Raw genomic sequence first — 21164 nt, forward strand, 5'->3', positions numbered from 1 at the left:
CGCGAGCTTCGCGGCGGCTTAGGCCGCCGTTTTTATTTGGACCTGTGGCGCCGCAAGCAGCCGCAGAAAAGCGGCGCGTTATACTAGCGGCCTGCCCAGAAGCCCCGCCGAATGCGTGCGAGACGGTGCGTTCCGCCCCCGCCCTGCCGCGCGTTTCACAGTTAGACTTCGTTACCGAACAGCGGCTTACGCATATCATGCTCCTGATGATCGACAACTACGACTCCTTCACCTACAACCTCGTCCAGTATTTGGGCGAGCTCGGCGAAGAGGTCGTCGTGCGCCGCAACGACGAGATTACCGTCGACGATGTCGCTTTGATGCAACCCGAGCGCATCGTCGTCTCACCCGGCCCGTGCACGCCCAACGAAGCGGGCATCTCGGTGCCGCTCATCGAGCGCCTCGCCGGCAAGACGCCGATCCTCGGCGTGTGCCTCGGCCATCAGAGCATCGGCCAGGCTTTCGGCGGCAGGATCGTGCATGCCAAGGAGCTGATGCACGGTAAGACCTCGAAGATCTTCCACAAGGACGTCGGCGTGTTTCGCGGCCTGCCGAATCCGTTCACCGCGACGCGCTACCACTCGCTGGTGATCGAGCGAGAGAGCCTGCCCGACTGCCTCGAGATCACCGCCTGGACCGAGGACGGCGAGATCATGGGGGTGCGCCACAAGACGCTGCCGGTCGAAGGCGTGCAGTTCCACCCCGAATCGATACTCACCGAGCACGGGCACGACCTGTTGCAGCACTTCCTCGAAGGGGACCCGCGATGACTCCGCAAGCCGCGCTCATCCGCGTCATCGAGCACCGCGAGATCTTCCGCGAGGAGATGCTCGCGTTGATGCGCGGCATCATGACCGGCGAAGTGTCGCCGACGCTGATCGGCGCGATCCTGATCGGCCTGCGCGTGAAGAAGGAAACGATCGGCGAGATCGCCGCTGCGGCCGAGGTGATGCGCGAGTTCGCGACGCGCGTGCCGGTGGAAGACACGCCCAACCTGATCGACACCTGCGGCACGGGCGGGGACTCGGCGCATTCGTTCAACATCTCGACCGCGGCGATGTTCGTGGCGGCGGCAGGCGGTGCGAGGATCGCCAAGCATGGCGGGCGCTCGGTCTCCAGCAAATCGGGCAGCGCGGACGTGCTCGAAGCGCTGGGCGTCCACATCAACCTCACGCCGGCGCAGGTCGCGCAGACGATCGAGAAGTGCGGGATCGGGTTCATGTTCGCGCCCAACCATCACAGCGCGATGAAGTACGCCGCTCCGGTGCGCCGCGAGCTCGGTGTCAAGACGATGTTCAACATCCTGGGGCCGCTCACCAACCCGGCGGGCGCGCGGCAGCAGGTGCTGGGCGTCTTCCATCCTGACCTGGTCGGCATACAGGCGCGCGTGCTGCAGCGCCTCGGCAGCCGCCGCGTGCTGGTCGTCCACGGCCTCGACGGCCTCGACGAGATCGCGCTGTCGGGCGAGACGATGGTGGCCGAGCTCAAGGACGGCGATATCCGCGAATACACCGTCGCGCCTTCGGACTTCGGCCTGAAAGCGGCTGACCCTTCGGCCATCCGCGTCGCCGACGTCGACGAATCGAAAGCGATGCTGCTCGGCGCGCTGGAGAACAAGCAAGGCGCGGCGCGCGACATCGTCGCGCTCAACGCCGGAGCGAGCCTTTACGTCGCCGGGCTTGCTCCGACCCTGAAAGCCGGCGTCGAGCTCGCGTCCGAGACCATCGCGAGCGGCGCAGCACGCCGCAAGATCGACGACTTCGTCGCAGCGACGAAAGTGTTTGCGGCATGAGCGACATCCTGAAGCGCATCCTCGGCGTCAAACGGGAGGAGGTGCAGGCGGCGAAGGCCGCCAAACCTCAGGCGGAGGTCGTCGCGGCGGCGCGAGACGCCGCGGCAGCGCGCGACTTCGTCGGGGCGATGCGCGCCAGGATCGCCGGCGGCCGCGCCGCCGTGATCGCGGAGATCAAGAAAGCGAGCCCGAGCAAAGGCGTGATCCGCGAGGACTTCGATCCCGCCGCGATCGCGGCGAGCTACGAGCGCCACGGCGCGGCGTGTCTCTCGGTGCTGACGGACCAGCAGTTCTTCGAGGGACGCCTCGCGGATCTGCAGGCGGCGCGTGCCGCGTGCGGATTGCCGGCGCTGCGCAAGGACTTCATGGTCGATCCTTACCAGGTGTACGAGGCGCGCGCAGCCGGCGCGGACTGCATCCTGCTGATCGTCGCGGCGCTGGACGACGCAAAGATGCGCGAGCTCGAAGACGTCGCGCGCGAGCTCGGGCTGGCGGTGCTGGTCGAAGTGCACGACGGGGCGGAGCTCGATCGTGCGCTGAAGTTGAAGACGCCGCTCATCGGCGTCAACAACCGTGATCTGCGCACGTTCGAAACCAGGCTCGACACGACGCTGCGGCTGCTCGAGCGCATCCCCGCGGATCGCATCGTCATCACCGAGAGCGGCATCCTCGAACCCGAGGACGTCACCCGCATGCGCTCGCGCGACGTGAGCGCTTTTCTGGTCGGCGAAGCGTTCATGCGCGCGCCGGATCCGGGCGTCGAACTGGAGAGACTGTTTGCGTAAAGATCTACGCCGCTCCTTCGCTTCGCTTCGGGCGCAACCGCCCGCTCATGCGGCTGCCGCCGCGACGCGCATATGAATATCGATCGCCTGATCGTCAGTTTCGACCGCGGCCTGCGCACGCTCTTCGGTCCGCCGGTGTCTTCGCGCGAAGTGCCGGGCGCCGAGCTACCCGAGGCGCCGCTGTCGGACCCCGAGCGGCGGCACGCCGCGGCGCTGATGCGCATCAATCACACCGGCGAAGTGTGTGCGCAGGCGCTGTACCAGGGGCAGGCGCTGACCGCGCGCAGCCCGGTCGCGCGCGCGGCGCTCGAGCGCGCCGCGGTCGAGGAGACCGAGCACCTCGCGTGGACGAGCCGGCGCATCGAAGAGCTCGGCGGCCGCAAGAGCGTCCTCAATCCGCTGTTCTACGCGGGCTCGTTCGCGATGGGCGCGGCGAGCGGGCTGTTGGGCGATCGCTTCAATCTCGGCTTCCTCGCCGAGACCGAACGCCAGGTGGTGGAACACCTCGACGGACATCTCCAAACGCTGCCGCGGGACGATGCGAAGAGCCGCACCGTCGTCGAAGAGATGCGTCTCGACGAAGCGCGCCACGCGACGACCGCTTACCAGCACGGCGCGGCCGATCTGCCGGCGCCGGTGCGCGGGCTGATGCGCATCGCGTCGAAGGTGATGACGAAAACGACCTATTGGATTTGATGCACTAGCCGTCATCCCCGCGAACGCGGGGATCCATTTTGACGTGGTCTGAAAATGGATTCCCGATCACTCCCGCTGGCGCGGGTCGGGAATGACGATCACTCGGCGTCTCGAATTTCGAAGTCGTGGGTGATCTGCGCGGTCTTGGCGAGCATGATCGAGGCCGAGCAGTACTTTTCCGCCGACAGGTGAACCGCTCGCTCGACCTGCTGCGGCTTCAACGCCTTGCCGGTCACCACGAAGTGGAAGTGGATGCGCGTAAAGACTTTTGGGTCTTCAGGCGCGCGATCCGCCTCGATCTGCACGACACAGTCGGTCACCGCGGCGCGCGATTTCCTGAGGATGTGAACGACGTCGTACGCGGTGCAACCACCGGTGCCGATGAGCACCGTCTCCATGGGACGCGGACCCAGGTTGCGCCCGCCGCCTTCGGGCGCGCCGTCCATCACCAGCGCGTGACCGCTCTCGGACTCGCCGACGAAAGCGACGTCCTCGAGCCATTTGATGCGTACTTTCATGAGATCTCCGTGCGCTGCGCGTCAGCGCTCGCGGGCGAATTTTAGGCGGTACCACGCGATGCCGGCGACCTCGTGGAAGAAAAACCAGCTGTCGCGCAGACCTTCGGCCGTCGGCACGAAATCGAGGACGCCCAGATGCCGCGGATCCTGCCGGAACGCGGTCGGCGCGGGGATGACGCGCAGCCCGGCGTTCTGGAAGGCCATCTTGGCGCGAGGCATGTGCCACGCGTGGGTGACGAGGAAAATGCTGTCGATGCCCGCGTGCTTCAGGATCTTTCGGCTGAGCTTCGCGTTCTCGTAGGTGTTCGCAGAGGCGCTTTCGGTCCACTTCACGGTGGCGCCCAGCTCCTTCAGCGCGACCTTCATCTGCGCGGCTTCCGAGGTCTGATAGCCTGCGGGGTCGCCACCGGTCACGAGGATGGGCTTGCCGGTGCGCCGCTGCAGATGCGCGGCGTAGCGAACGCGTTCGAGGGTCAGCGCGGCGACCGATGCAGAGCCGTATTCGGCTGCCGCGGGGTACATGCCGCCGCCGAGCACGACGATCGCATCCGCGTTCGCCCTGGCCGGGTCGCTGTAAGGGTCTTCGAGCGTCTTCAGCAGGTTGCGCGACACGATCGGCGTCGACAGCACGAGCAGCGCGACGAGCGCGAAGGACGCCACGCCCAACCCCGCCTTGAGGTGCGAGCGCACGAGCGCGAGGCCGACGAGGCCGAGCAGGATGAGGCCGCCCGGCGGCAATAAAAGCCTCGCCGTGACGTTGGTCAACTCCCAGGCGGACATGACTTAAGTGACTGTTCCTGAAGCGAATGCGCGCGCCGCGGCGAGCGCCGTTACGAGGGGCTTCAGGTTTGACACAGAAGCCTGATTTCCAATAGAATTCGCGGTTTCCTGAAATTCACAGACCGCGGGATCAAGAATGAAGACGTTTTCTGCCAAGTCGCACGAAGTTCAGCGCGACTGGTACATCGTAGACGCAACGGGCAAAGTTCTTGGCCGCGTCGCAACCGAAGTCGCTCGCCGTCTGCGCGGCAAGCACAAGCCGGAATTTACCCCGCACGTGGACACGGGCGATTATATCGTCGTCGTCAATGCGGACAAATTGCGCGTGACCGGCAACAAGACCAAGGACAAGCTCTACCATCGCCATACCGGCTATCCCGGCGGTATCTACTCGACGAGCTTCGAGAAGCTGCAGCAGAAGCACCCCGAGCGCGTCCTCCAGCTCGCAGTCAAAGGGATGCTGCCCAAGGGTCCCCTAGGCTACGCGATGATCAAGAAGATGAAGGTGTACGCCGGCGGCGAGCACCCCCATACCGCGCAACAGCCGAAACCCCTCGAGATCTAAGGCCCACACAATGGCAGCTCAGCAAAACTACGGAACCGGCCGTCGCAAGAGCGCGGTCGCGCGTGTCTACATCAAGCCCGGCAAGGGCGACATCATCGTCAACGGCAAGCCCGTCGACGTGTTCTTCTCGCGCGAGACCGGCCGTATGATCGTGCGCCAGCCGCTCGAGCTCACCGACAACCTCAATCGTTTCGACATCCAGGTGAACGTCGACGGCGGCGGTGAGTCGGGCCAGGCCGGTGCGGTGCGCCACGGCATCACCCGCGCGCTCATCGACTACGATGCGACGCTGAAGGGCGCGCTGAAGAAAGCCGGCCTCGTCACGCGCGACGCCCGGGAAGTCGAGCGCAAGAAAGTCGGTCTGCACAAGGCCCGACGCCGCAAGCAGTTCTCCAAGCGCTAACCCCGCTTGTAGCCCGCTGCAAGCAAAGCCGCCTGCGGGCGGCTTTGTTGTTTTCGGGCCCCGAAAACTCGAGCAAGCCCTGGCATACACTTCCGCTCTAGAGGCACCCAGCATGGCCAAGGAAACCGTCAAAGTCGGCATCGTCGGCGGCACCGGATACACCGGTGTCGAGCTCCTGCGCCTGCTCGCGCAGCACCCGCGCGCCGAGCTCAAGGTGATCACGTCGCGCAAGGAGGCCGGCATGCCGGTCGCCGAGATGTTCTCCAACCTGCGCGGCCACGTCGATCTCAAATTCACCGAGCCCGACCGCGAGGCGCTCTCGACGTGCGACGTGGTCTTCTTCGCGACGCCCAACGGCGTGGCGATGAACGAGACCCGCGCGCTGTACGACGCCGGCGTTCGCGTGATCGACGTCGCCGCGGACTTCCGCATCAAGGACGTGGCGCTCTGGGAGCAGTGGTACAAGATGCAGCATGCCTGTCCGGACCTCGTCGCCGAGGCGGTGTACGGGCTGCCGGAGGTGAACCGCGCCAGGATTCGCGAGGCGCGCATCGTCGCGAATCCGGGCTGCTATCCGACTTCGGTCCAGCTCGGTTTCCTGCCGCTCGTCGAGAGCGGCAAGGCCGACCTCGAGCACCTCATCGCGGATGCCAAATCGGGCGTATCGGGCGCGGGCCGTAAAGCCGAAGTGCACACGCTGCTCGCGGAAGCGAGCGACAACTTCAAGGCCTACGGCGTGGCCGGCCATCGGCACCTGCCGGAGATCAGCCAGGGGCTCGCGCAGATGGCGGGCAAGCCGGTGCGGCTCGTCTTCACGCCGCACCTCACGCCGATGATCCGCGGCATCCATGCGACGCTCTACGTCGGGCTGTCGGGCGAGGTCGACCTCCAGGCGCTCTACGAGCAGCGTTACGCGAACGAGCCCTTCGTCGACGTCCTGCCCGCCGGAAGTTATCCGGAGACGCGCTCGGTCCGCGGCGCGAACGTGTGCCGCATCGCGGTCCACCGCCCGCAGGGCGGCGACATCGCGGTCGTGCTGTCGGTGATCGACAACCTCGTCAAGGGGGCTTCGGGACAGGCGGTGCAGAACATGAACATCATGTTCGGCTTTCCGGAAACGATGGGTCTCACGCAGGTCGCGCTCCTCCCGTAAGGGCGATGCGAATCTTTCGCTTGCCGCGAAGGACCGCCGCGATCGCGTCGCGGCCCATGGCCGTCAGGCTTGCGGTGCCGTGGTACTGGCGCACGCTCTCCGTGCTGGCGGCCGCCGCGTTGGCGAGCGTGATCGCATGGGCGGTTTTCAACGCGTCGGTGCGCCGCGATGCCGACGCCATCGCCGAAGTGGAGCGGCTCAATGCCAAGGTCGAAGCGCAGGAGCGCGAGCTCGGCGAGCTGCGGCCCCGCCTCGCCCAGGCCGAGCGCCAGACCCAGATCGACAGCGCCGCCGCGGGGGACCTCGCCAAGCAGGTCAAGGCGCTCGCGTTCGAGAATGCCGCGCTCAAGGAAGACCTCGCATTTTTCCAGTCGCTGAACGCCACACCCGGCGTCGTCGAGGGCACGCTCAGCGTGAACCGCTTCCGCGTCCGCCCCGAGGTCGTCGCCGGCGAATACCGCTACCAGATGCTGCTGGTGCAGGGCGGGCAGCGTCCGCGCGAGTTCCAGGGCAGCCTCCAGTTCGTCCTCGACGTGCAGCAGGACGGCCGCAAGGTGGTGCTCACGCTGCCGCCCGAGCCGGGTGACGCCGGGCGCGAATACCAGCTCAGCTTCAAGTTCTTCCAGCGCGTCGAGGGCACTTTCAAGCTCGCGCCGGGCAGCGTCCTCAAGGGCATGCAGGTGCGGGTCTTTGAAAACGGCACCCGCGCGCCTAAACTTACGCAGACATTGAACGTTTCCTGACGGGGGTGTCATGTTCGGAGGCAATGGCGGCAAGCCCGCCAGCAAGCCGCAGAGCCGCATCGACTGCCTGATCGGCGCGGGCACCAGCATCGAGGGCAATGTGACCTTCACCGGCGGCCTGCGGGTCGACGGCCAGGTCAAGGGCAACATCATCGCCGAGGAGGGTAAGCCCGGCACGCTGGTGATCTCCGAGCAGGCGAGGGTTGAAGGCGAGATCCGCGTCCCCCATATCGTCATCAACGGCGCGGTCGTCGGTCCTGTGCAGTCCACGGAGTACGTTGAACTGCAGGCCAAGGCCAATGTCACAGGGGATGTCCGTTACAACACCCTGGAAATGCAGCTCGGTGCGGTCGTCGAAGGCCGCCTCGTCCACGAAGCTGCGGGGAAATCCGACAAAGTCGTGCAGCTCAAGCCCGCGTCGGCGGATTGAAGCTTTTTGGAGCCATGAGAATGAACGCAGTCACCGAACAGATGCCGGATCCGCTGGTCTTCACCGACAGCGCGGCGAACAAAGTGAAGCAGCTCATCGAAGAGGAGGGCAACCCCGACCTCAAGCTGCGTGTTTTCGTGACCGGCGGCGGCTGCTCGGGCTTCCAGTACGGCTTCACGTTCGACGAAGCCACCAACGACGACGACACGACGCTGCAGAAAGCCGGCGTGACGCTGCTCATCGATCCGATGAGCCTGCAGTACCTGATGGGCGCGGAGATCGACTACCAGGAAGGCATCGAAGGCGCGCAGTTCGTGATCAAGAATCCCAACGCCACCTCGACCTGCGGCTGCGGATCGTCGTTCTCGGCGTAGTTTGTAGCGCAGGCGCCCTCGCCTGCAGCCCAAAGAAAAAGGGAGCCGAGGCTCCCTTTTTTGTTACCTGGCACGTGAGCCAGCGCTCACATTCTGATCCTCAGTCCAGCCGCGCCAGGTTCGTGTTGCGCAGCAGGCCGAGGCGCATCGCGAGCGGCTTGGCGATGGCGTCGAACGCCGCGCGACGGTCCGGGGTGATGGGCGGTGCGTCGGGCATCGCCACGGTCAGCGGATTCATGTGGACGTCGTTGATGCGGAATTCATAGTGCAGGTGCGGACCGGTCGCGAGGCCGGTCGATCCCACATAGCCGATGATCTCGCCCTGCGAAACCTTGACGCCGGTGCGGATGCCGTGGCCGAAGCGCGACAGGTGGCCGTAGAGCGTCGTGTACTTCTGCTGATGGCGCAGGATGACCACGTTGCCGTAGCCGCCCTTCACGCCCGCGAAATCGACCACGCCGTCGGCAGTCGCCTTCACGCCGGTGCCGGTGGCCGCACCGTAATCAACGCCTTGGTGGGCGCGCCAGCGCTGCAGGATCGGATGGAAGCGGCCGGTCGTGAATCCGGACGTGACGCGGGAGAATTCGAGGGGGGAACGCAGGAAGCCTTTCTTGATGTTCTTGCCTTCAGGCGTGTAGTAAGCGCCCTGGCCGTCGCCCTGCTGGAACCACACCGCCTGATACGACTTGCCCGCGTTGATGAACTCGGCCGCCAGTACCTTGCCGGATTTCACCGGCTCGCCGGCGTCGTAGAACATCTCGTACACCACGGTGAATTTGTCGCCGCGGCGCAGATCCCTGTGAAAGTCGATGTCGGTGGAGAAGATGTCGGCGATCTGATCGGCGACACCGTCGGTGAGTCGTGCCGCGTCGGTGGCGGCATACAGCGAGCTTCTGATCTCGCCCGACTTCATCATCGTGCGGCGCTCGAGCGGTGCAGCCTGCTCGGTCACGCGGAAGGTATCGCCGTCGGCTTTGACGACGATCAACTGTCCGATGTTGGCGTAGCGCAGATCGATGAGACGGCCGTCTTCGGTCGTGCGGGCACGAACGATGCGACCGGGAATGAGGCCGCGCAGCGCGCGCGCTTCCACACTGCCGCGCAGGAAACGCAGAGCCGATTGATCTTCGATGCGCAGGCGCGCAGCGATGCTGGCGATCGTGTCGCCGCGCTGCACGCGCTCTTCACGCGTATACGCTTCGTCGGAGCTGTCCGCGGCCGGTGCGACCGGCAGCGCGACCTGCTCGACGACGTTCTGCACCGTCACTTTTTCGGTGACCGTGTCGGGAGCGATACCGAAAGCCGCGACGACGCCAACAAAAGGCAATATTGCCGCCAGCACGGCACGACGAACGGCCGTGCTGCGGACAAGGCGCAGCAGCTTTTCAGGTACAATGGGATTCGCTTGATCCATGATTTTCCTGCGTATTCTGCGTTCTCAGGACAACAGCGCCGGAAGCTTAGCAGATGTACTGTCGCCGGCAAACAACAATATAGGCCGGAAAGCCTGCCTATTCCAGATCGCGCATCCGAGCTCCATATAATGCAAATCGAGGCACAACTACCGGTTCTTAAACGCGGCGCCGAAGAGCTCCTGATCGAAGCCGAGCTGATCGAACGCCTGAAGACCGGCGTGCCGCTGCGCGTGAAAGCCGGGTTCGACCCCACGGCCCCCGACCTCCATCTCGGCCACACCGTGCTGCTGAACAAGCTGCGGCAATTCCAGCAGCTCGGCCATCACGTGCTTTTCCTGATCGGCGACTTCACCGGCATGATCGGCGACCCGACCGGGAAGAACGCGACCCGGCCGCCGCTCTCGCGCGAGGCGATCGTCCGTAACGCGAGTACCTATAGCGACCAGGTTTTCAAAATCCTTGAGCGGGAAAAGACCGAGGTCGTGTTCAATTCCACGTGGATGGACAAACTGTCGGCGGCCGACATGATCCGGCTGGCCGCCACCCACACCGTCGCCCGCATGCTCGAGCGGGACGATTTCTCCAAGCGGTATCGCGGCAATCAGCCGATCGCGATCCACGAGTTCCTCTACCCCCTGGTGCAGGGCTACGATTCGGTCGCGCTCAAAGCCGACGTCGAGCTCGGCGGCACCGACCAGAAGTTCAACCTGCTGATGGGCCGGGAGCTGCAGAAGCACTTCGGGCAGAAGCCCCAGGTCATCCTGACCATGCCGCTGCTGGAGGGGACCGACGGCGAGAAGAAGATGTCGAAGTCTCTCGGCAACTACATCGGGATCAACGAGCCGCCAAACGAGATCTTCGGCAAGCTCATGTCGATCGACGACGACCTCATGTGGCGCTACATCGAGCTCTTGTCGTTCCAGCCGCTCGAGACCATCCGCGGATGGCGCACCGAGGTCCTCGAGCAGGGCCGAAATCCCCGCGACATCAAGGTGACGTTCGCGCAGGAGATCGTCGAGCGCTTGCACAGCCGCGCGGCCGCCGAGGCGGCTCTGGCCGATTTCGAAGCGCGCTTCAAGGGCGGCGGCATGCCGGACGAGATGCCCGAAGTGAGCGTCGAGGCCGGCGACGGCGCGGCGGCGATCGCGCACGTGCTCAAGACGGCGAAGCTCACCTCGAGCACGTCGGAAGCGCTGCGCATGATCGACCAGGGCGGGGTGAAGCTCAACGGCGAGAAAGTCACCGACCGGTCGCTCAAGCTGCCCAAAGGCGAGCAGGTCGTATTGCAGGTCGGAAAGCGTAAATTCGCGCGCATTACGATCGTGTGAAAGGTCCACGCCGCTGCTTCGGCGCAGCTGCGCCGCGCAAAGGCGTGCTTAAGCGCCTGGCGGCGCTACATACTATCGGCCGCCGATGGCGGATAATCCATCTCTGTCACGTACCAAGGAACCGCCATGCGCCGCGTCACCCTCACCCAATACCTGATCGAGCAGCAGCGCGCCTACGGCACGGTCTCGCCGGAGCTGCGGCTGCTGATCGAAGTCGTGGCGCGCGCGTGCAAGGCGATCAGCCACGCCGTCAGCAAAGGCCCGCTCGCCGGCATCGGCGACAGCATGGGCTTGCAGAACGTGCAGGGCGAAGCGCAGAAGAAGCTCGACATCATCGCCAACGAAGTGCTGATGGAAGCGAACGAGTGGGGCGGCCAGCTCGCGGCGATGGCGTCCGAAGAGATGGCCGAGCCCTACCAGATTCCCAACCGCTATCCCAAGGGCGAGTTCCTGCTGCTCTACGATCCCCTCGACGGCTCGTCCAACCTCGACGTCAACATCTCGGTCGGGACGATCTTCTCGGTGCTGAAGTGTCCCAGCAACTGCGCCCAGGCCGACGTGAAGTCGTTTCTCCAGCCCGGCACGCAGCAGGTCGCCGCGGGCTTCGCGGTCTACGGCGCGGCGACGGTGCTCGTGCTCACCGTCGGCAACGGCGTCGTCGGCTTCACCCTGGACAAGGAGCTCGGCTCGTTCGTGCTTACGGACGAACGCATCGTCATCCCGGAGGAGACGGCGGAGTTCGCGATCAACGCCTCGAACATGAAGAACTGGCACCCGCCGGTGAAGAAGTACATCGACGAGTGCCTCGCCGGCAAGAACGGTCCGCGCGGCAAGGACTTCAACATGCGCTGGGTGGCTTCGATGGTGGCGGACGTCTATCGCATCCTGTGCCGCGGCGGGATCTTCATGTATCCGACCGACGCCAAGCACAAGGAAGGGCGGTTGCGCCTCATGTACGAAGCCAACCCGATGTCGTTCATCGTGGAACAGGCGGGCGGCGCCGCGACCACCGGCTACCAGCGCATCCTCGAGGTCCAGCCTACCGCGCTGCACCAGCGCATCGGCGTCGTGCTCGGCTCCAGGGCCGAGGTCGATACCGTCACGCGCTATCACCTCGAGGCGCAGGAAAAGCAGAAGCAGCCCGCGTAGCGCAGGCGCCTCGCCTGCAAAACGAACACCGCGGCGTCTGTTGCAGGCGAGGGCGCCTGCGCTACGGCGACACCTTCAGCGCGCGGTTCGGCGGCGGCCCGCGTCTCAACTCCGCGAACGCCTGGAGCTGCCAGTGGCGCACCGCCACCAGCAGCGTCATCGGCGAGCGCTCGCCCAGCGGCAGGCGCGAATCGTCGTTGTGCAGGTCGGAGAACTCGCGCGTGATGCGCTTCAGGCGGTTGACCATCTCGGCGCTGGACGTCGTCGACAGCATCCCGTTCACGACCAGCATGAACTCGTCCGGCCGGTTGAAGCGCGACCGGAAGAACTCGTTGTGGGCCTGATCGTTGAAGAACCTCTGGATCGGCCCGTCCGGCAGCCACGAGAACGTCCGTGACACCAGGAGCTTGATGCGGTTGCCGGGGAGGAGCTCGATGAACTTGAGCTTGTCGAGCCGCGTCAGGAGCTGCACGCATTCGGCGGTGGTGATGTCGTAGGTCTCGACGATCTGGTCGAAGGTGACGTAGTTGAGCGCGCACACCGCGACCAGGAAGAGCTTGCGGTCGGACACGATCTCCCGCTCCTGCTCGTAGGTGAGGTGGGAGATCAGGGTCTCGTCGCGCACCACCGCGCGGGCGAGCTCGGCGAACTCGATCTGGGCGCCTTTGCAGATCTCGTCGAGACGCTTCAGGGTGAAGTCGCGGCGCGAGAACATGCGCTTCACGCTCGCCTCCGACAGCTTGAGCTGCCGCGCGAGATCGGCGTAGGTGACGCCGCGGGTCCTGAGCTCGCGCTTCAACACTTCGACCAGGGCCGCCGTGTGCGCCATCGATCCCCCTCGCGAGTCGTCGCGGTTCTTCGGGCGCATAACCGCAGGATGCGGCTTCGCACCATTCCGCGTCAGTAGCGCTTAATGATACCGCCGGGAATGCAGTCGGCAACCTTGCGGAAAACGCTCGCATCGTGCGTCCTGCGCGCTCATGATCGCTCCATCCCGAGTGCCTGCAAGCCGCTGAGTCTCTTCCTGCTTCGCCCGCTGCCAAGGAGGTCGACCATGGAAACGAATACGCCGCTTCGCACACCGAGCTCCACCCACCGCCCGATACAGATCGTCCTCGTGCGCGCCAACGGACCGCTCTTCTACAGCGTCGCCGCGGCGTCGCTGCTCGAAGCGATCGCGCCGCTGTATGCGCGCCGCCTCGTCTATCTCGCTCGCGATGACGACGCGCTCACGCGCTGGATCGCGGACGAATGGCTGCCGAAGAAAGCCGAGCGCGCCAGGGTGCTGCAGGACTATGTGCAACGCACGTGGCCGGAGCTCGACTGGTACTGCGCGCACGACCAGTATTGCGCCCAGGCGGCCGCCGACGGCGGGCTCGGCCCCCAGCGCGCGACGCTCGCGCACGAGCTCCTTGCCCGCTGCGTGGCGGCGGCACAGAGCGGCGTCATCTATCGCTGTCTCGCGCGCTGGGCGGACGACCCCTGCTTGCGCGCGCTGGCGGCGGAGATCGCACAGGACGAGGCCGACTGCTTCGCCTATTTCCGCGCCGCGTACGAGCGCGTCGCGCGTGCCCAGCGCTTCGGTATCGCGAAGGCATGGCGCACCGCAAGGGCCTGTGTGCGCACCGCGCGCGATACGCACCTGCCGCTCGTGTTCCGCGCGCTCAACGCGCAGTGCGGTCCGCAGGTGCCGTTCCCGGTGCTGCGCTACAGCGAGTTCCTGCGGCGCATGCGCCCGGTGATCGCGCGCTACGCCTATCCGGGCTCGCCCGAGCGCCTGCTGTTCCGGCCGTGGCTCGGCCGGCCGCGGGTCCCCAAGGTGTACGAGAAACAGCACCGCCACCCGGACTGGTTCAAGCCGCTGTTCAACTCGCCTGCGTGAGAATACGTCGAGCGGAACGCCTACCCGCCTTGCTCAAGCAGCAGGCTTGAGCGCCGCGGCGATCGCTGCCGCGAGCCGCGTCAGCGTGAGCGGCGCGCTGCCTTCGGCCTTGTTGTTGGCGATGACGTAAGCCGGCTCACCCGCACGCAGCGCCGCCGCGACCAGCCTCGCGATCGATTCGCGCGTCGTGACGTCCGGGTCGACCAGCCGATCGAAAGGCGCATAGCGCGCCCTGGCGGCCTCGTATTCCTCGCGCGGATTCAGATTCCAGCGAACCACGAGCGGCGCCGGCCCGGCGCCCGCCATCGCGGCCGCCTGTACCGCCACCGCGGGCAGCCGGGGATGAACCGCGACGCAGTAATGCGCGCCGGCTTCCCGCAATGCCGCGAAGAAGCGCCGCGTGAGGAGCGCGGCGTCGCGCACTTCCACCGCATAGAAGGGTCCCTGCGGCAGCGCGGTGAGGAACGCGTGCAGCCGATCGACGAAACGCGCGGGATCGCGCATCTGCGCACGTCCGAGAGGAGGGAACTGAAAGAGCAGCGGTCCCGCTTTGTCGCCGAGGCCTTCCGTGGCGGGCGTCACGAGCTGCGCGATCGCAGCCGACGCATCGAGGAACGTGGGGTTCCCCTGCGGCTTGCCGTCGCGGTCGCGCAGCCAGCTCTGCGTGACCGCGGCAGGCGCTTTCACGACGAAGCGGAAAGCCGCCGGCACCTGCTCGGCATAGGCCGTGTACTGGACGTGCTCCAGGGGCGCGTAGAACGCGCGGTCGACGCAGACCGTCGAGAAGAGCGGGTGCCGGGCGTACGCGGCAAGGCCGTGCCGCGACAACGTCGTCTCGTCGGCGGCCCGGTCCCAGACGAGCCCGCGCCAGCCCGGGAAGAACCACGACGAGGTGCCGAGATGGAGCTTAGTCGGGAGCGCGCTCGCGAGCTCGAGCGCTTCGCTGCCGACGGCCGCCGGTCCCACCGGCACTGTCTCGGGCGCGTCGCTTGCGGCCTTCTCGTTCGAAAAGAGCGGAAGCTGGCGCGCCATGAGACGGAGCCTTTACCAGCTTCCCGAGCTGCCGCCGCCGCCGGAGCTGCCTCCGCCGCCGGAGAAGCCGCCCGACGAAGAGCTCGAGCTCCACGATGAGCCGGAGCTCCACGACGAGCTTCCGCTGCTGCCGCCGATCACGAAGCCCCCGACGTTCGCCCGGCCTTTGCTGCGCAGGTCCTTGCGTGCGCGCTCGTACCACGCGCTGCGCGAGACCAGAAGCTTGGCGACCGGAAAGCCCACGAGGTACACGCCGAGCAGGGTCAGCGCGCCGTTCACGCCGAGGATGACCATCGGAAACATCGCCCAGAAGGGGATGAGGAACAGGTACAGGAACCAGCCCATGCCCGGCGTGAGCACGCCGATGACGGTGAAGAGACCGATGATTCCGAAGATGAAAGCGCCGAAGAGTATCTTCTCGCCGAGCGACAGATCGGGCCCCTGGAAGCCGGAGCCTGACTGCGCCGGCGCCGCGTCGGCGTTCGACTCCGCGACCGCCTCGCCCTCGCCCCGCAGCTGCATGAGGATCGCCGTGACGCCTTCCTCGACGCCTTTGTCGAACGCGCCTGCCTTGAACTGCGGTGCGATGACGTTGCGGATGATGCGGCTCGCGGCGACATCGGTGAGGCGGCCTTCGAGCCCGTAGCCGACCTCGATGCGCATCTTGCGCTCGCGCGGAACGATGACGAGCAGCACGCCATTGTCCTTGGACTTCTGTCCCAGCTTCCACGCCTGGAACACCTCCACCGCGTACTCTTCGATGCTGCGCCCTTCGAGGCCGGGAACGGTCAGCACGACGACCTGATCGGTCGTCCGCGTCTCGTGCGCCTTGAGAAGGCCGCTGACGCGATCGACCGCGGCGGGGGACAGCATCTCGGCGTTGTCGACGACGCGGCCGCTCAGGAACGGCACGTCGGCCGCGAGCGCGGTGTAAGCAAGCAGTAAGCATAGGATCCCGGCGAGCGCTCTCATGCGCTCCTCCCGACCAGCATCTCGTCGTCCAGCGCGTTCTCGCGAGGCTCCGGAACCATGCCGTGCGTCGACAGCAGCGCCTCGACGCGGGCGAACGCGAGGTCGAAAGCGCCCGCCATGTCGCCGCGCCGCATGAGCGCGCCGGCCTCGCTCCCGATCGCGCCGAGCGCCGCGGGCGGCGCGTACTGCGCGAGCCCCGAATCGGCGAGCACCACCGCCATACCTTCGAAACGGCACATGACCACGAGCACCGCGCGGCGGGTGCGCGTGCGAAAGAGCTCCCGCTCGAGGAACATCGACTCCGCGTATTGCAGCGACTCCCCGCGCGCGCGCACCCGGTCGAGGAAGAGTCGCCCGAACGCGGGGACGAGCGCAGCGAGCGCGGCGAGCACCGCACCGCTCCCGAGGATCAACATCGCGTCGAGCGCGGGGGTGCCGACGTCACTCCAGATGCGTATGACGGTCGGGTGCAACGCAGCGGCGAGCGCCGCGATGGATGCGCCGAGCGCGAACGCTTTCCAGGGGATTTCGGGATACGCGTCGGCCCTCAGCGTCACTGCGGCCACCGCCTCCACGCCGGTAGCTTTTTCGAAGCGCGCGACTAGCTGGTTGATTTGTAGTCGCTCTTTCTCCGAGACAGGCGCCATCCGCGGGCCTCCGTTTTTCGATGTGTTTTCATTCGAAGCCGAGCGCTCGCGACCATCGAGGTGTAGCGTTTGTCACATGCGCTCGAACTTGTGTTTCTACTCTCACGGCTGAGTGATTGACAACGGCGTTTTCCCTCGGCATCCTCTCGTCACCGCGCTGCGCTATAGGCGGCAAGGGCAGCAAATCCAACCGACCACCATACGATAAACGGGAGACACCGAATGGCTGCAAAGAAAAAGGCTACCAAGAAAGCACCGGCTAAGAAAAAAGCCGCTGCGAAACGCAAACCGAATGCGGCGTTCATGAAAGCGATGCAGCCGAGCGCGGCACTCTCGGCGGTCATCGGCGGCAACGCGATGCCCCGTACCGAAGTGACCAAGAAGATCTGGGCATACATCAAGAAGAACGGCCTGCAGGACAGCAAGAACAAGCGCAACATCAACGCTGACGACAAGCTGAAGGAAGTGTTCGGTGGCAAGAAGCAGGTCTCGATGTTCGAGATGACCAAGCTCGTCAACAAGCACCTGAAATAACCCCACCCGCGGCCACATTCTCCGACCTGACGGCCGGCGCCTCGAAGAGGGCCGGCCGTTTCGTTTTCCGCGGCCGGCGACCTGAGAAGCCGGACGTTTCGTTCCTAGCGGCGCCTGCCCGCGTACCACCCGCCCGCGATCAGCGCGCCCGCCATCGTCCAGAACACCGGCGCCATGCCGAGCGCCGCGCCCGCGGCGCCGAACATGAGCGGCATTCCCGCCTGGCTGATATTGAGGAGGAAGGTGCGCACGCCGACCGCTTCGCCCGCGCGTCCCGGCGGCGAGGTGTTATACAGCAGCGCCATCACCATGGGCTGCGCGCCGCCCAGCCCCATCCCGATCACGAACGAGAGCGCCACGAGCAGCGTGACGTCGCGTACCAGCGGCAATGCCGCGAGCCCGATCCCGGTGACGAGCATCGCGCCGATCAGCATCTTCCATTCGGACAGGCGGTGCACGATCGGCGGCATCACGAGGCGCACGACGAACACCGCAGCGCCGAACGCGCCGAGGATGAGACCGATCGTCGAAGCGCTGAGCCCGAGCTCCCTGCCGTGTATCGGCATCACGAACGAGAAGAGGTCCCAGCCCATCGAGAGGAGGCCGCTCACCACGAGCACGCGGCGCAGGGTGGGAACGCGCAGCAGGTCGACGACGTGTTTCCTGCCGCCCGCGTGCGCGTGCGGCTCATGGCGTCTCACTTCGATCTTCCACACCGACAAGAGCGCGATCATCAGCACCACCGCGCCCGCGAAGAGGGCGAACGTCCAGGTGTAGCCGACGAAGTCGATCGCGAAGCCCGCGGACATCGGTCCGAGAAAGCTCGACACCGAGAACGCGAGCGCGAGCACCGAGAAGTTGCGCGCGCGCTCGGCGGGCACGCCGATGAGACCGGCCGCCTGATTCACGGCGATATGGAAGTACATGAAGCCGCTGCCGGCGAACGCGCTCACCACGAACAGTGTCTCGAGCCGGGGCACGGCGCACGCCAGCGTCAGCGCGAAGAGGATCGCCGCCGCGCCGGTGTACATCGGACCCCGCACGCCCACGCGATCGATGTAGCGCCCCCACCGCACCGCGAACAGCACCGGCACGATCGCGAGCAGCGACATGAGCACGCCGACCGTCGCGGCGCTGGCACCGAGGTGCAGCGCGAACAACGACTGCGTGACGCGCATGCCCGCGAACGCGAGGTGCAGCAGTATGGTGAGAAACGCGATGCGGTACAGCGTCACGCGGGTTCGGCTCCCGGGCGTGCGCGCCATACCACGAGCGAGACGCCGAGCGTGGTCACCGCGATGCCCACGATGGACAACATCGACGGGACGACACCGAAGATGAGTAGCTCCGGCACGACCGCGAACACCGGCGTGAGATAGATCAGGCTCGCGACCCGCGCGGCGTGCCCGCGCCGCATGAGCAGGTGCAGCGCGTTCACGCCCAGGATCGACGCGCCGATCACGAGAAACACGATGGCGCCCGCGAGCGACCACGACCAGATCACCGGCGCCCCCTCCACGAACCACGCGAGCGGCGCGAGCACCGCCAGCGTGCACGCGAACTGGATGACCGCGGCCGCCCGCAGGTCGACGAGCGGACAGAACGCGCGCTGATAGAGGGTTCCCGCGGTCACGCCGCATAGCGCGATCGCGACCGCGACGAGGCTGCCGGCCGTCGCCTCGCGCACGTCGATCTTGTGCCATACCACGAGGGCCACGCCGAGCAGCCCGACCGCGATACCGGCCCACTGGCGCGTCGTCAGGCGCTCGTTCATCCAGCGCGCGGCGATCATCGCGGTGAGCAGCGGCTGGATCGACAACAGCACCGCGGTGATGCCGGCCGACATGCCGAGGTATTGCGTGTAGTGGCTGCCGCCGAGATGGACCGCGTGCATCAGGAGACCTGCGACGACGACGTGCTTCAGGTCGGTCGCCGTACGGGGCCAGCGCGGCCTCGTCACCACGGCGATGGGCACGAGGCATGCTAAACCGAACGCGAATCGCAGCGAGAGGAAGGTGAACGGCGGCGCGTGCGCGATCCCGATCTTCGTCGCGACGAAACCGGATCCCCACACCGCGACGAAATACCATGCGAGCGCCGCTTCCAGCCAGCGTCTTTGTGGGGACGTCTGCACGGAGAAGGCCGTATGTTTACGGCCACGACGGCAAAGACCGGGAGTATACGCGACCGCGCCACGCTCTTCGTTTCGCACGCGGGGAAACCGATAGAATGGCGCCGTTTCGAATCGACCGCGGCGCGCCCGCCGCACTATCCGGGAGGCAATCATGTTCGGCCGACTCATGCCGCGCGAAGGGCGGTTCTTCGAGCTGTTCAACGAGCACGCCGACGAGCTCATCATGGGCGCGCGCGAGCTCCAGGCGCTGATCACGAGCGAGGACGACGTCGAGCGGCGCGCGTACAACATCGAGTCGATCGAGAAGCGCGGCGACAAGATCGCGCACACCGCGATCGAGCTGCTGCACACGACGTTCATCACGCCGCTCGACCGCGACGACATCCACCAGCTCGTGTCCAAGATGGACGACATCCTGGACGTCATCGAGGACACGTCGCAGTCCATCTATGCCTACGACGTGCAGTCGATCACGCCGGAGGCGGTCCGCCTCGCCGAGCTCTGTGTCGCCTGTGTCGAGAAGGTGAAGTCCGCGGTCGGCATGCTCTCCAACATGGACAATGCCAAGGCGATCATGATCGTCTGCACCGACATCGACCGCCTCGAATCGGAGGCCGATCACGTGATGCGCTCGGCGATGGCCAAGCTCTTCCGCGACGAGCCCGACGTGAAGCAGGTGATGAAGATGCGCTCGGTGTACGAGATGCTGGAGACGGTCACCGACCGCTGCGAGGACGTCGCCAATCTCATCCAGGGCATCGTGCTCGAGAACTCCTGACGCAAGAGGCCCTCCGGGCCGGAAAGCATCACATGTCGTTCGAAGTTCTCGTCCTCCTGATCCTCGTCGCGCTCGCGTTCGATTTCATGAACGGCTTCCACGACGCCGCGAACTCGATCGCGACCGTCGTGTCCACGGGCGTGCTGCGCCCGCTGCAGGCGGTGGCGTGGGCCGCGGCGTTCAACTTTCTCGCGTTCTTCCTGTTCGAGACCAAGGTCGCCGCGACGATCGGCAAGGGCATCATCCATCCCGAGATCGTCGACCACTACGTGATCTTCGGCGCGCTGATCGGCGCCATCGTCTGGAACATCGTCACCTGGCTGTACGGCATACCCTCGAGCTCCTCGCATGCCCTGATCGGCGGGCTGGTCGGCGCCGGCGTTGCCAAGGTGGGCGTCGACGCGCTGATGACGAGCGGCCTCGTCAAGGTCGTCGCGTTCATCTTCATCGCGCCGGTCCTGGGCATGGTGCTCGGGGGGCTCCTGATGATCATCGTGTCGTGGGTGTTCTTTCGCGCGACCCCGCGCCGCATCGACAAGTGGTTCAGGCGGGCGCAGCTGTTCTCCGCGGCGCTGTACAGCCTGGGCCACGGCGGCAACGATGCGCAGAAGACCGCGGGCATCATCTGGCTGCTGCTGATCGCGGCGGACCACTCGACCACCGCCGATCACGTCCCGGCGTGGGTGGTGATGGCGTGCTACGTCACCATCGCCCTCGGCACGATGTTCGGCGGCTGGCGCATCGTGAAGACCATGGGCCAGCGCATCACCAAGCTCAAGCCGGTCGGCGGCTTTTGCGCGGAGACGGGCGGGGCGATGACGCTCTTCCTCGCCACCGGCCTCGGCATCCCGGTGTCGACGACCCACACCATCACCGGCTCGATCATCGGCGTGGGCGCGTCGCGCAACGTCTCGGCGGTGCGCTGGGGCGTCGCCGGCGGCATCGTGTGGGCATGGGTGCTGACGATCCCGTGCTCGGCGGCGGTGGCGGCGATCGCCTGGTGGGTGGGAACGCTGTTCTTGTAGCGCAGGCGCCCCCGCCTGCAAAACCTGTT

At 66.1% G+C, this 21164-nt stretch carries 25 protein-coding genes; 16 read left to right on the forward strand and 9 right to left on the reverse strand.

Annotation, left to right across the window (positions count from 1 at the left end; all coding sequences use genetic code 11):
- Nucleotides 1–197 precede the first annotated feature (197 nt).
- The 4 genes from VHP37_09805 to coq7 all read left to right on the forward strand — a co-directional run bounded on the left by VHP37_09805 (nt 198) and on the right by coq7 (nt 3273).
- Nucleotides 198–770 (forward strand): aminodeoxychorismate/anthranilate synthase component II, encoded by a 573-nt coding sequence (locus VHP37_09805; protein ID HEX2826627.1) that lies wholly within the window; start codon nt 198–200, stop codon nt 768–770.
- Entirely contained in the window at nt 767–1792 is a 1026-nt protein-coding gene (gene trpD, locus VHP37_09810) for an anthranilate phosphoribosyltransferase (protein HEX2826628.1), read from the forward strand. Before VHP37_09805 ends, trpD begins: the two co-directional genes overlap by 4 nt.
- On the forward strand, nt 1789–2577 hold the full coding sequence (gene trpC / locus VHP37_09815; protein ID HEX2826629.1) for an indole-3-glycerol phosphate synthase TrpC: 789 nt from the start codon (nt 1789–1791) through the stop codon (nt 2575–2577). The genes trpD and trpC overlap by 4 nt, the downstream gene beginning before the upstream one ends.
- Nucleotides 2578–2649: 72 nt before the next feature.
- Nucleotides 2650–3273, forward strand: coding sequence for a 2-polyprenyl-3-methyl-6-methoxy-1,4-benzoquinone monooxygenase (coq7, locus tag VHP37_09820; GenBank protein HEX2826630.1), 624 nt, complete (start codon nt 2650–2652; stop codon nt 3271–3273).
- A gap of 98 nt (nt 3274–3371) precedes the next feature.
- On the opposite strand, the gene VHP37_09825 is transcribed toward coq7, so the two are convergent.
- Together VHP37_09825 and VHP37_09830 are read right to left on the reverse strand one after the other, a co-directional pair.
- A complete protein-coding gene (locus VHP37_09825; GenBank protein HEX2826631.1) occupies nt 3372–3791 on the reverse strand; it encodes an OsmC family protein in 420 nt (139 codons plus the stop codon).
- A 21-nt stretch (nt 3792–3812) separates the two neighbouring features.
- Nucleotides 3813–4571 carry a YdcF family protein gene (locus VHP37_09830; protein ID HEX2826632.1) on the reverse strand — a complete coding sequence of 253 codons (759 nt, stop codon included), beginning with the start codon at nt 4569–4571 and terminating at the stop codon, nt 3813–3815.
- Between the two features lie 136 nt (nt 4572–4707).
- Between VHP37_09830 and rplM the strand changes: the two genes are divergently transcribed.
- The 6 genes from rplM to erpA all read left to right on the forward strand — a co-directional run bounded on the left by rplM (nt 4708) and on the right by erpA (nt 8239).
- A complete protein-coding gene (gene rplM / locus VHP37_09835; protein ID HEX2826633.1) occupies nt 4708–5136 on the forward strand; it encodes a 50S ribosomal protein L13 in 429 nt (142 codons plus the stop codon).
- Nucleotides 5137–5146: 10 nt separating this feature from the next.
- Nucleotides 5147–5539, forward strand: a complete 393-nt coding sequence (rpsI, locus tag VHP37_09840) for a 30S ribosomal protein S9 (protein HEX2826634.1) — start codon at nt 5147–5149, stop codon at nt 5537–5539.
- 112 nt (nt 5540–5651) lie between these two features.
- Nucleotides 5652–6692, forward strand: coding sequence for an N-acetyl-gamma-glutamyl-phosphate reductase (gene argC, locus VHP37_09845; protein HEX2826635.1), 1041 nt, complete (start codon nt 5652–5654; stop codon nt 6690–6692).
- Between the two features lie 56 nt (nt 6693–6748).
- Nucleotides 6749–7435 (forward strand): DUF6776 family protein, encoded by a 687-nt coding sequence (locus VHP37_09850; GenBank protein HEX2826636.1) that lies wholly within the window; start codon nt 6749–6751, stop codon nt 7433–7435.
- A gap of 10 nt (nt 7436–7445) precedes the next feature.
- Nucleotides 7446–7865, forward strand: a complete 420-nt coding sequence (locus VHP37_09855; protein ID HEX2826637.1) for a polymer-forming cytoskeletal protein — start codon at nt 7446–7448, stop codon at nt 7863–7865.
- Between the two features lie 20 nt (nt 7866–7885).
- Entirely contained in the window at nt 7886–8239 is a 354-nt protein-coding gene (erpA, locus tag VHP37_09860) for an iron-sulfur cluster insertion protein ErpA (protein ID HEX2826638.1), read from the forward strand.
- A gap of 100 nt (nt 8240–8339) precedes the next feature.
- Here the strand turns inward: erpA and VHP37_09865 are convergent, their stop codons facing one another.
- A complete protein-coding gene (locus VHP37_09865; GenBank protein HEX2826639.1) occupies nt 8340–9566 on the reverse strand; it encodes a peptidoglycan DD-metalloendopeptidase family protein in 1227 nt (408 codons plus the stop codon).
- A gap of 216 nt (nt 9567–9782) precedes the next feature.
- Between VHP37_09865 and tyrS the strand changes: the two genes are divergently transcribed.
- Together tyrS and VHP37_09875 are read left to right on the forward strand one after the other, a co-directional pair.
- Nucleotides 9783–10982 carry a tyrosine--tRNA ligase gene (gene tyrS / locus VHP37_09870; protein ID HEX2826640.1) on the forward strand — a complete coding sequence of 400 codons (1200 nt, stop codon included), beginning with the start codon at nt 9783–9785 and terminating at the stop codon, nt 10980–10982.
- Nucleotides 10983–11108: 126 nt separating this feature from the next.
- Nucleotides 11109–12131: a class 1 fructose-bisphosphatase gene (locus tag VHP37_09875; GenBank protein ID HEX2826641.1), complete on the forward strand. Its 1023-nt coding sequence runs from the start codon at nt 11109–11111 to the stop codon at nt 12129–12131.
- A 61-nt stretch (nt 12132–12192) separates the two neighbouring features.
- Here VHP37_09875 and VHP37_09880 read toward each other — a convergent pair whose 3' ends face one another.
- Nucleotides 12193–12960 (reverse strand): helix-turn-helix transcriptional regulator, encoded by a 768-nt coding sequence (locus VHP37_09880; protein HEX2826642.1) that lies wholly within the window; start codon nt 12958–12960, stop codon nt 12193–12195.
- 225 nt (nt 12961–13185) lie between these two features.
- On the opposite strand from VHP37_09880, the gene VHP37_09885 reads away from it, so the two are divergent.
- Nucleotides 13186–14013, forward strand: a complete 828-nt coding sequence (locus VHP37_09885; protein HEX2826643.1) for a hypothetical protein — start codon at nt 13186–13188, stop codon at nt 14011–14013.
- 33 nt (nt 14014–14046) lie between these two features.
- Here the strand turns inward: VHP37_09885 and VHP37_09890 are convergent, their stop codons facing one another.
- The 3 genes from VHP37_09890 to VHP37_09900 are packed head-to-tail and all read right to left on the reverse strand — an operon-like array spanning nt 14047 to nt 16664.
- Entirely contained in the window at nt 14047–15045 is a 999-nt protein-coding gene (locus VHP37_09890) for a DUF72 domain-containing protein (GenBank protein HEX2826644.1), read from the reverse strand.
- 12 nt (nt 15046–15057) lie between these two features.
- On the reverse strand, nt 15058–16017 hold the full coding sequence (locus VHP37_09895) for a TPM domain-containing protein (GenBank protein HEX2826645.1): 960 nt from the start codon (nt 16015–16017) through the stop codon (nt 15058–15060).
- Nucleotides 16014–16664, reverse strand: coding sequence for a hypothetical protein (locus tag VHP37_09900; protein ID HEX2826646.1), 651 nt, complete (start codon nt 16662–16664; stop codon nt 16014–16016). Before VHP37_09900 ends, VHP37_09895 begins: the two co-directional genes overlap by 4 nt.
- Nucleotides 16665–16886: 222 nt before the next feature.
- On the opposite strand from VHP37_09900, the gene VHP37_09905 reads away from it, so the two are divergent.
- Complete coding sequence (locus tag VHP37_09905; protein HEX2826647.1) at nt 16887–17198, forward strand: SWIB/MDM2 domain-containing protein; 312 nt, start codon at nt 16887–16889, stop codon at nt 17196–17198.
- Between the two features lie 104 nt (nt 17199–17302).
- Here the strand turns inward: VHP37_09905 and VHP37_09910 are convergent, their stop codons facing one another.
- Both VHP37_09910 and VHP37_09915 read right to left on the reverse strand, forming a co-directional pair.
- A complete protein-coding gene (locus VHP37_09910; GenBank protein ID HEX2826648.1) occupies nt 17303–18433 on the reverse strand; it encodes an MFS transporter in 1131 nt (376 codons plus the stop codon).
- Nucleotides 18430–19332: a DMT family transporter gene (locus VHP37_09915; protein ID HEX2826649.1), complete on the reverse strand. Its 903-nt coding sequence runs from the start codon at nt 19330–19332 to the stop codon at nt 18430–18432. Before VHP37_09915 ends, VHP37_09910 begins: the two co-directional genes overlap by 4 nt.
- Before the next feature lie 151 nt (nt 19333–19483).
- Here VHP37_09915 and VHP37_09920 point away from each other — a divergent pair, with 151 nt between their 5' ends.
- Both VHP37_09920 and VHP37_09925 read left to right on the forward strand, forming a co-directional pair.
- Complete coding sequence (locus VHP37_09920) at nt 19484–20110, forward strand: DUF47 family protein (protein HEX2826650.1); 627 nt, start codon at nt 19484–19486, stop codon at nt 20108–20110.
- Between the two features lie 32 nt (nt 20111–20142).
- On the forward strand, nt 20143–21135 hold the full coding sequence (locus VHP37_09925) for an inorganic phosphate transporter (GenBank protein HEX2826651.1): 993 nt from the start codon (nt 20143–20145) through the stop codon (nt 21133–21135).
- Nucleotides 21136–21164 lie beyond the last annotated feature (29 nt).

The sequence above is a fragment of the Burkholderiales bacterium genome (genome assembly GCA_036262035.1).
In the GTDB taxonomy this organism is placed as follows: Bacteria; Pseudomonadota; Gammaproteobacteria; order Burkholderiales; family SG8-41; genus JAQGMV01.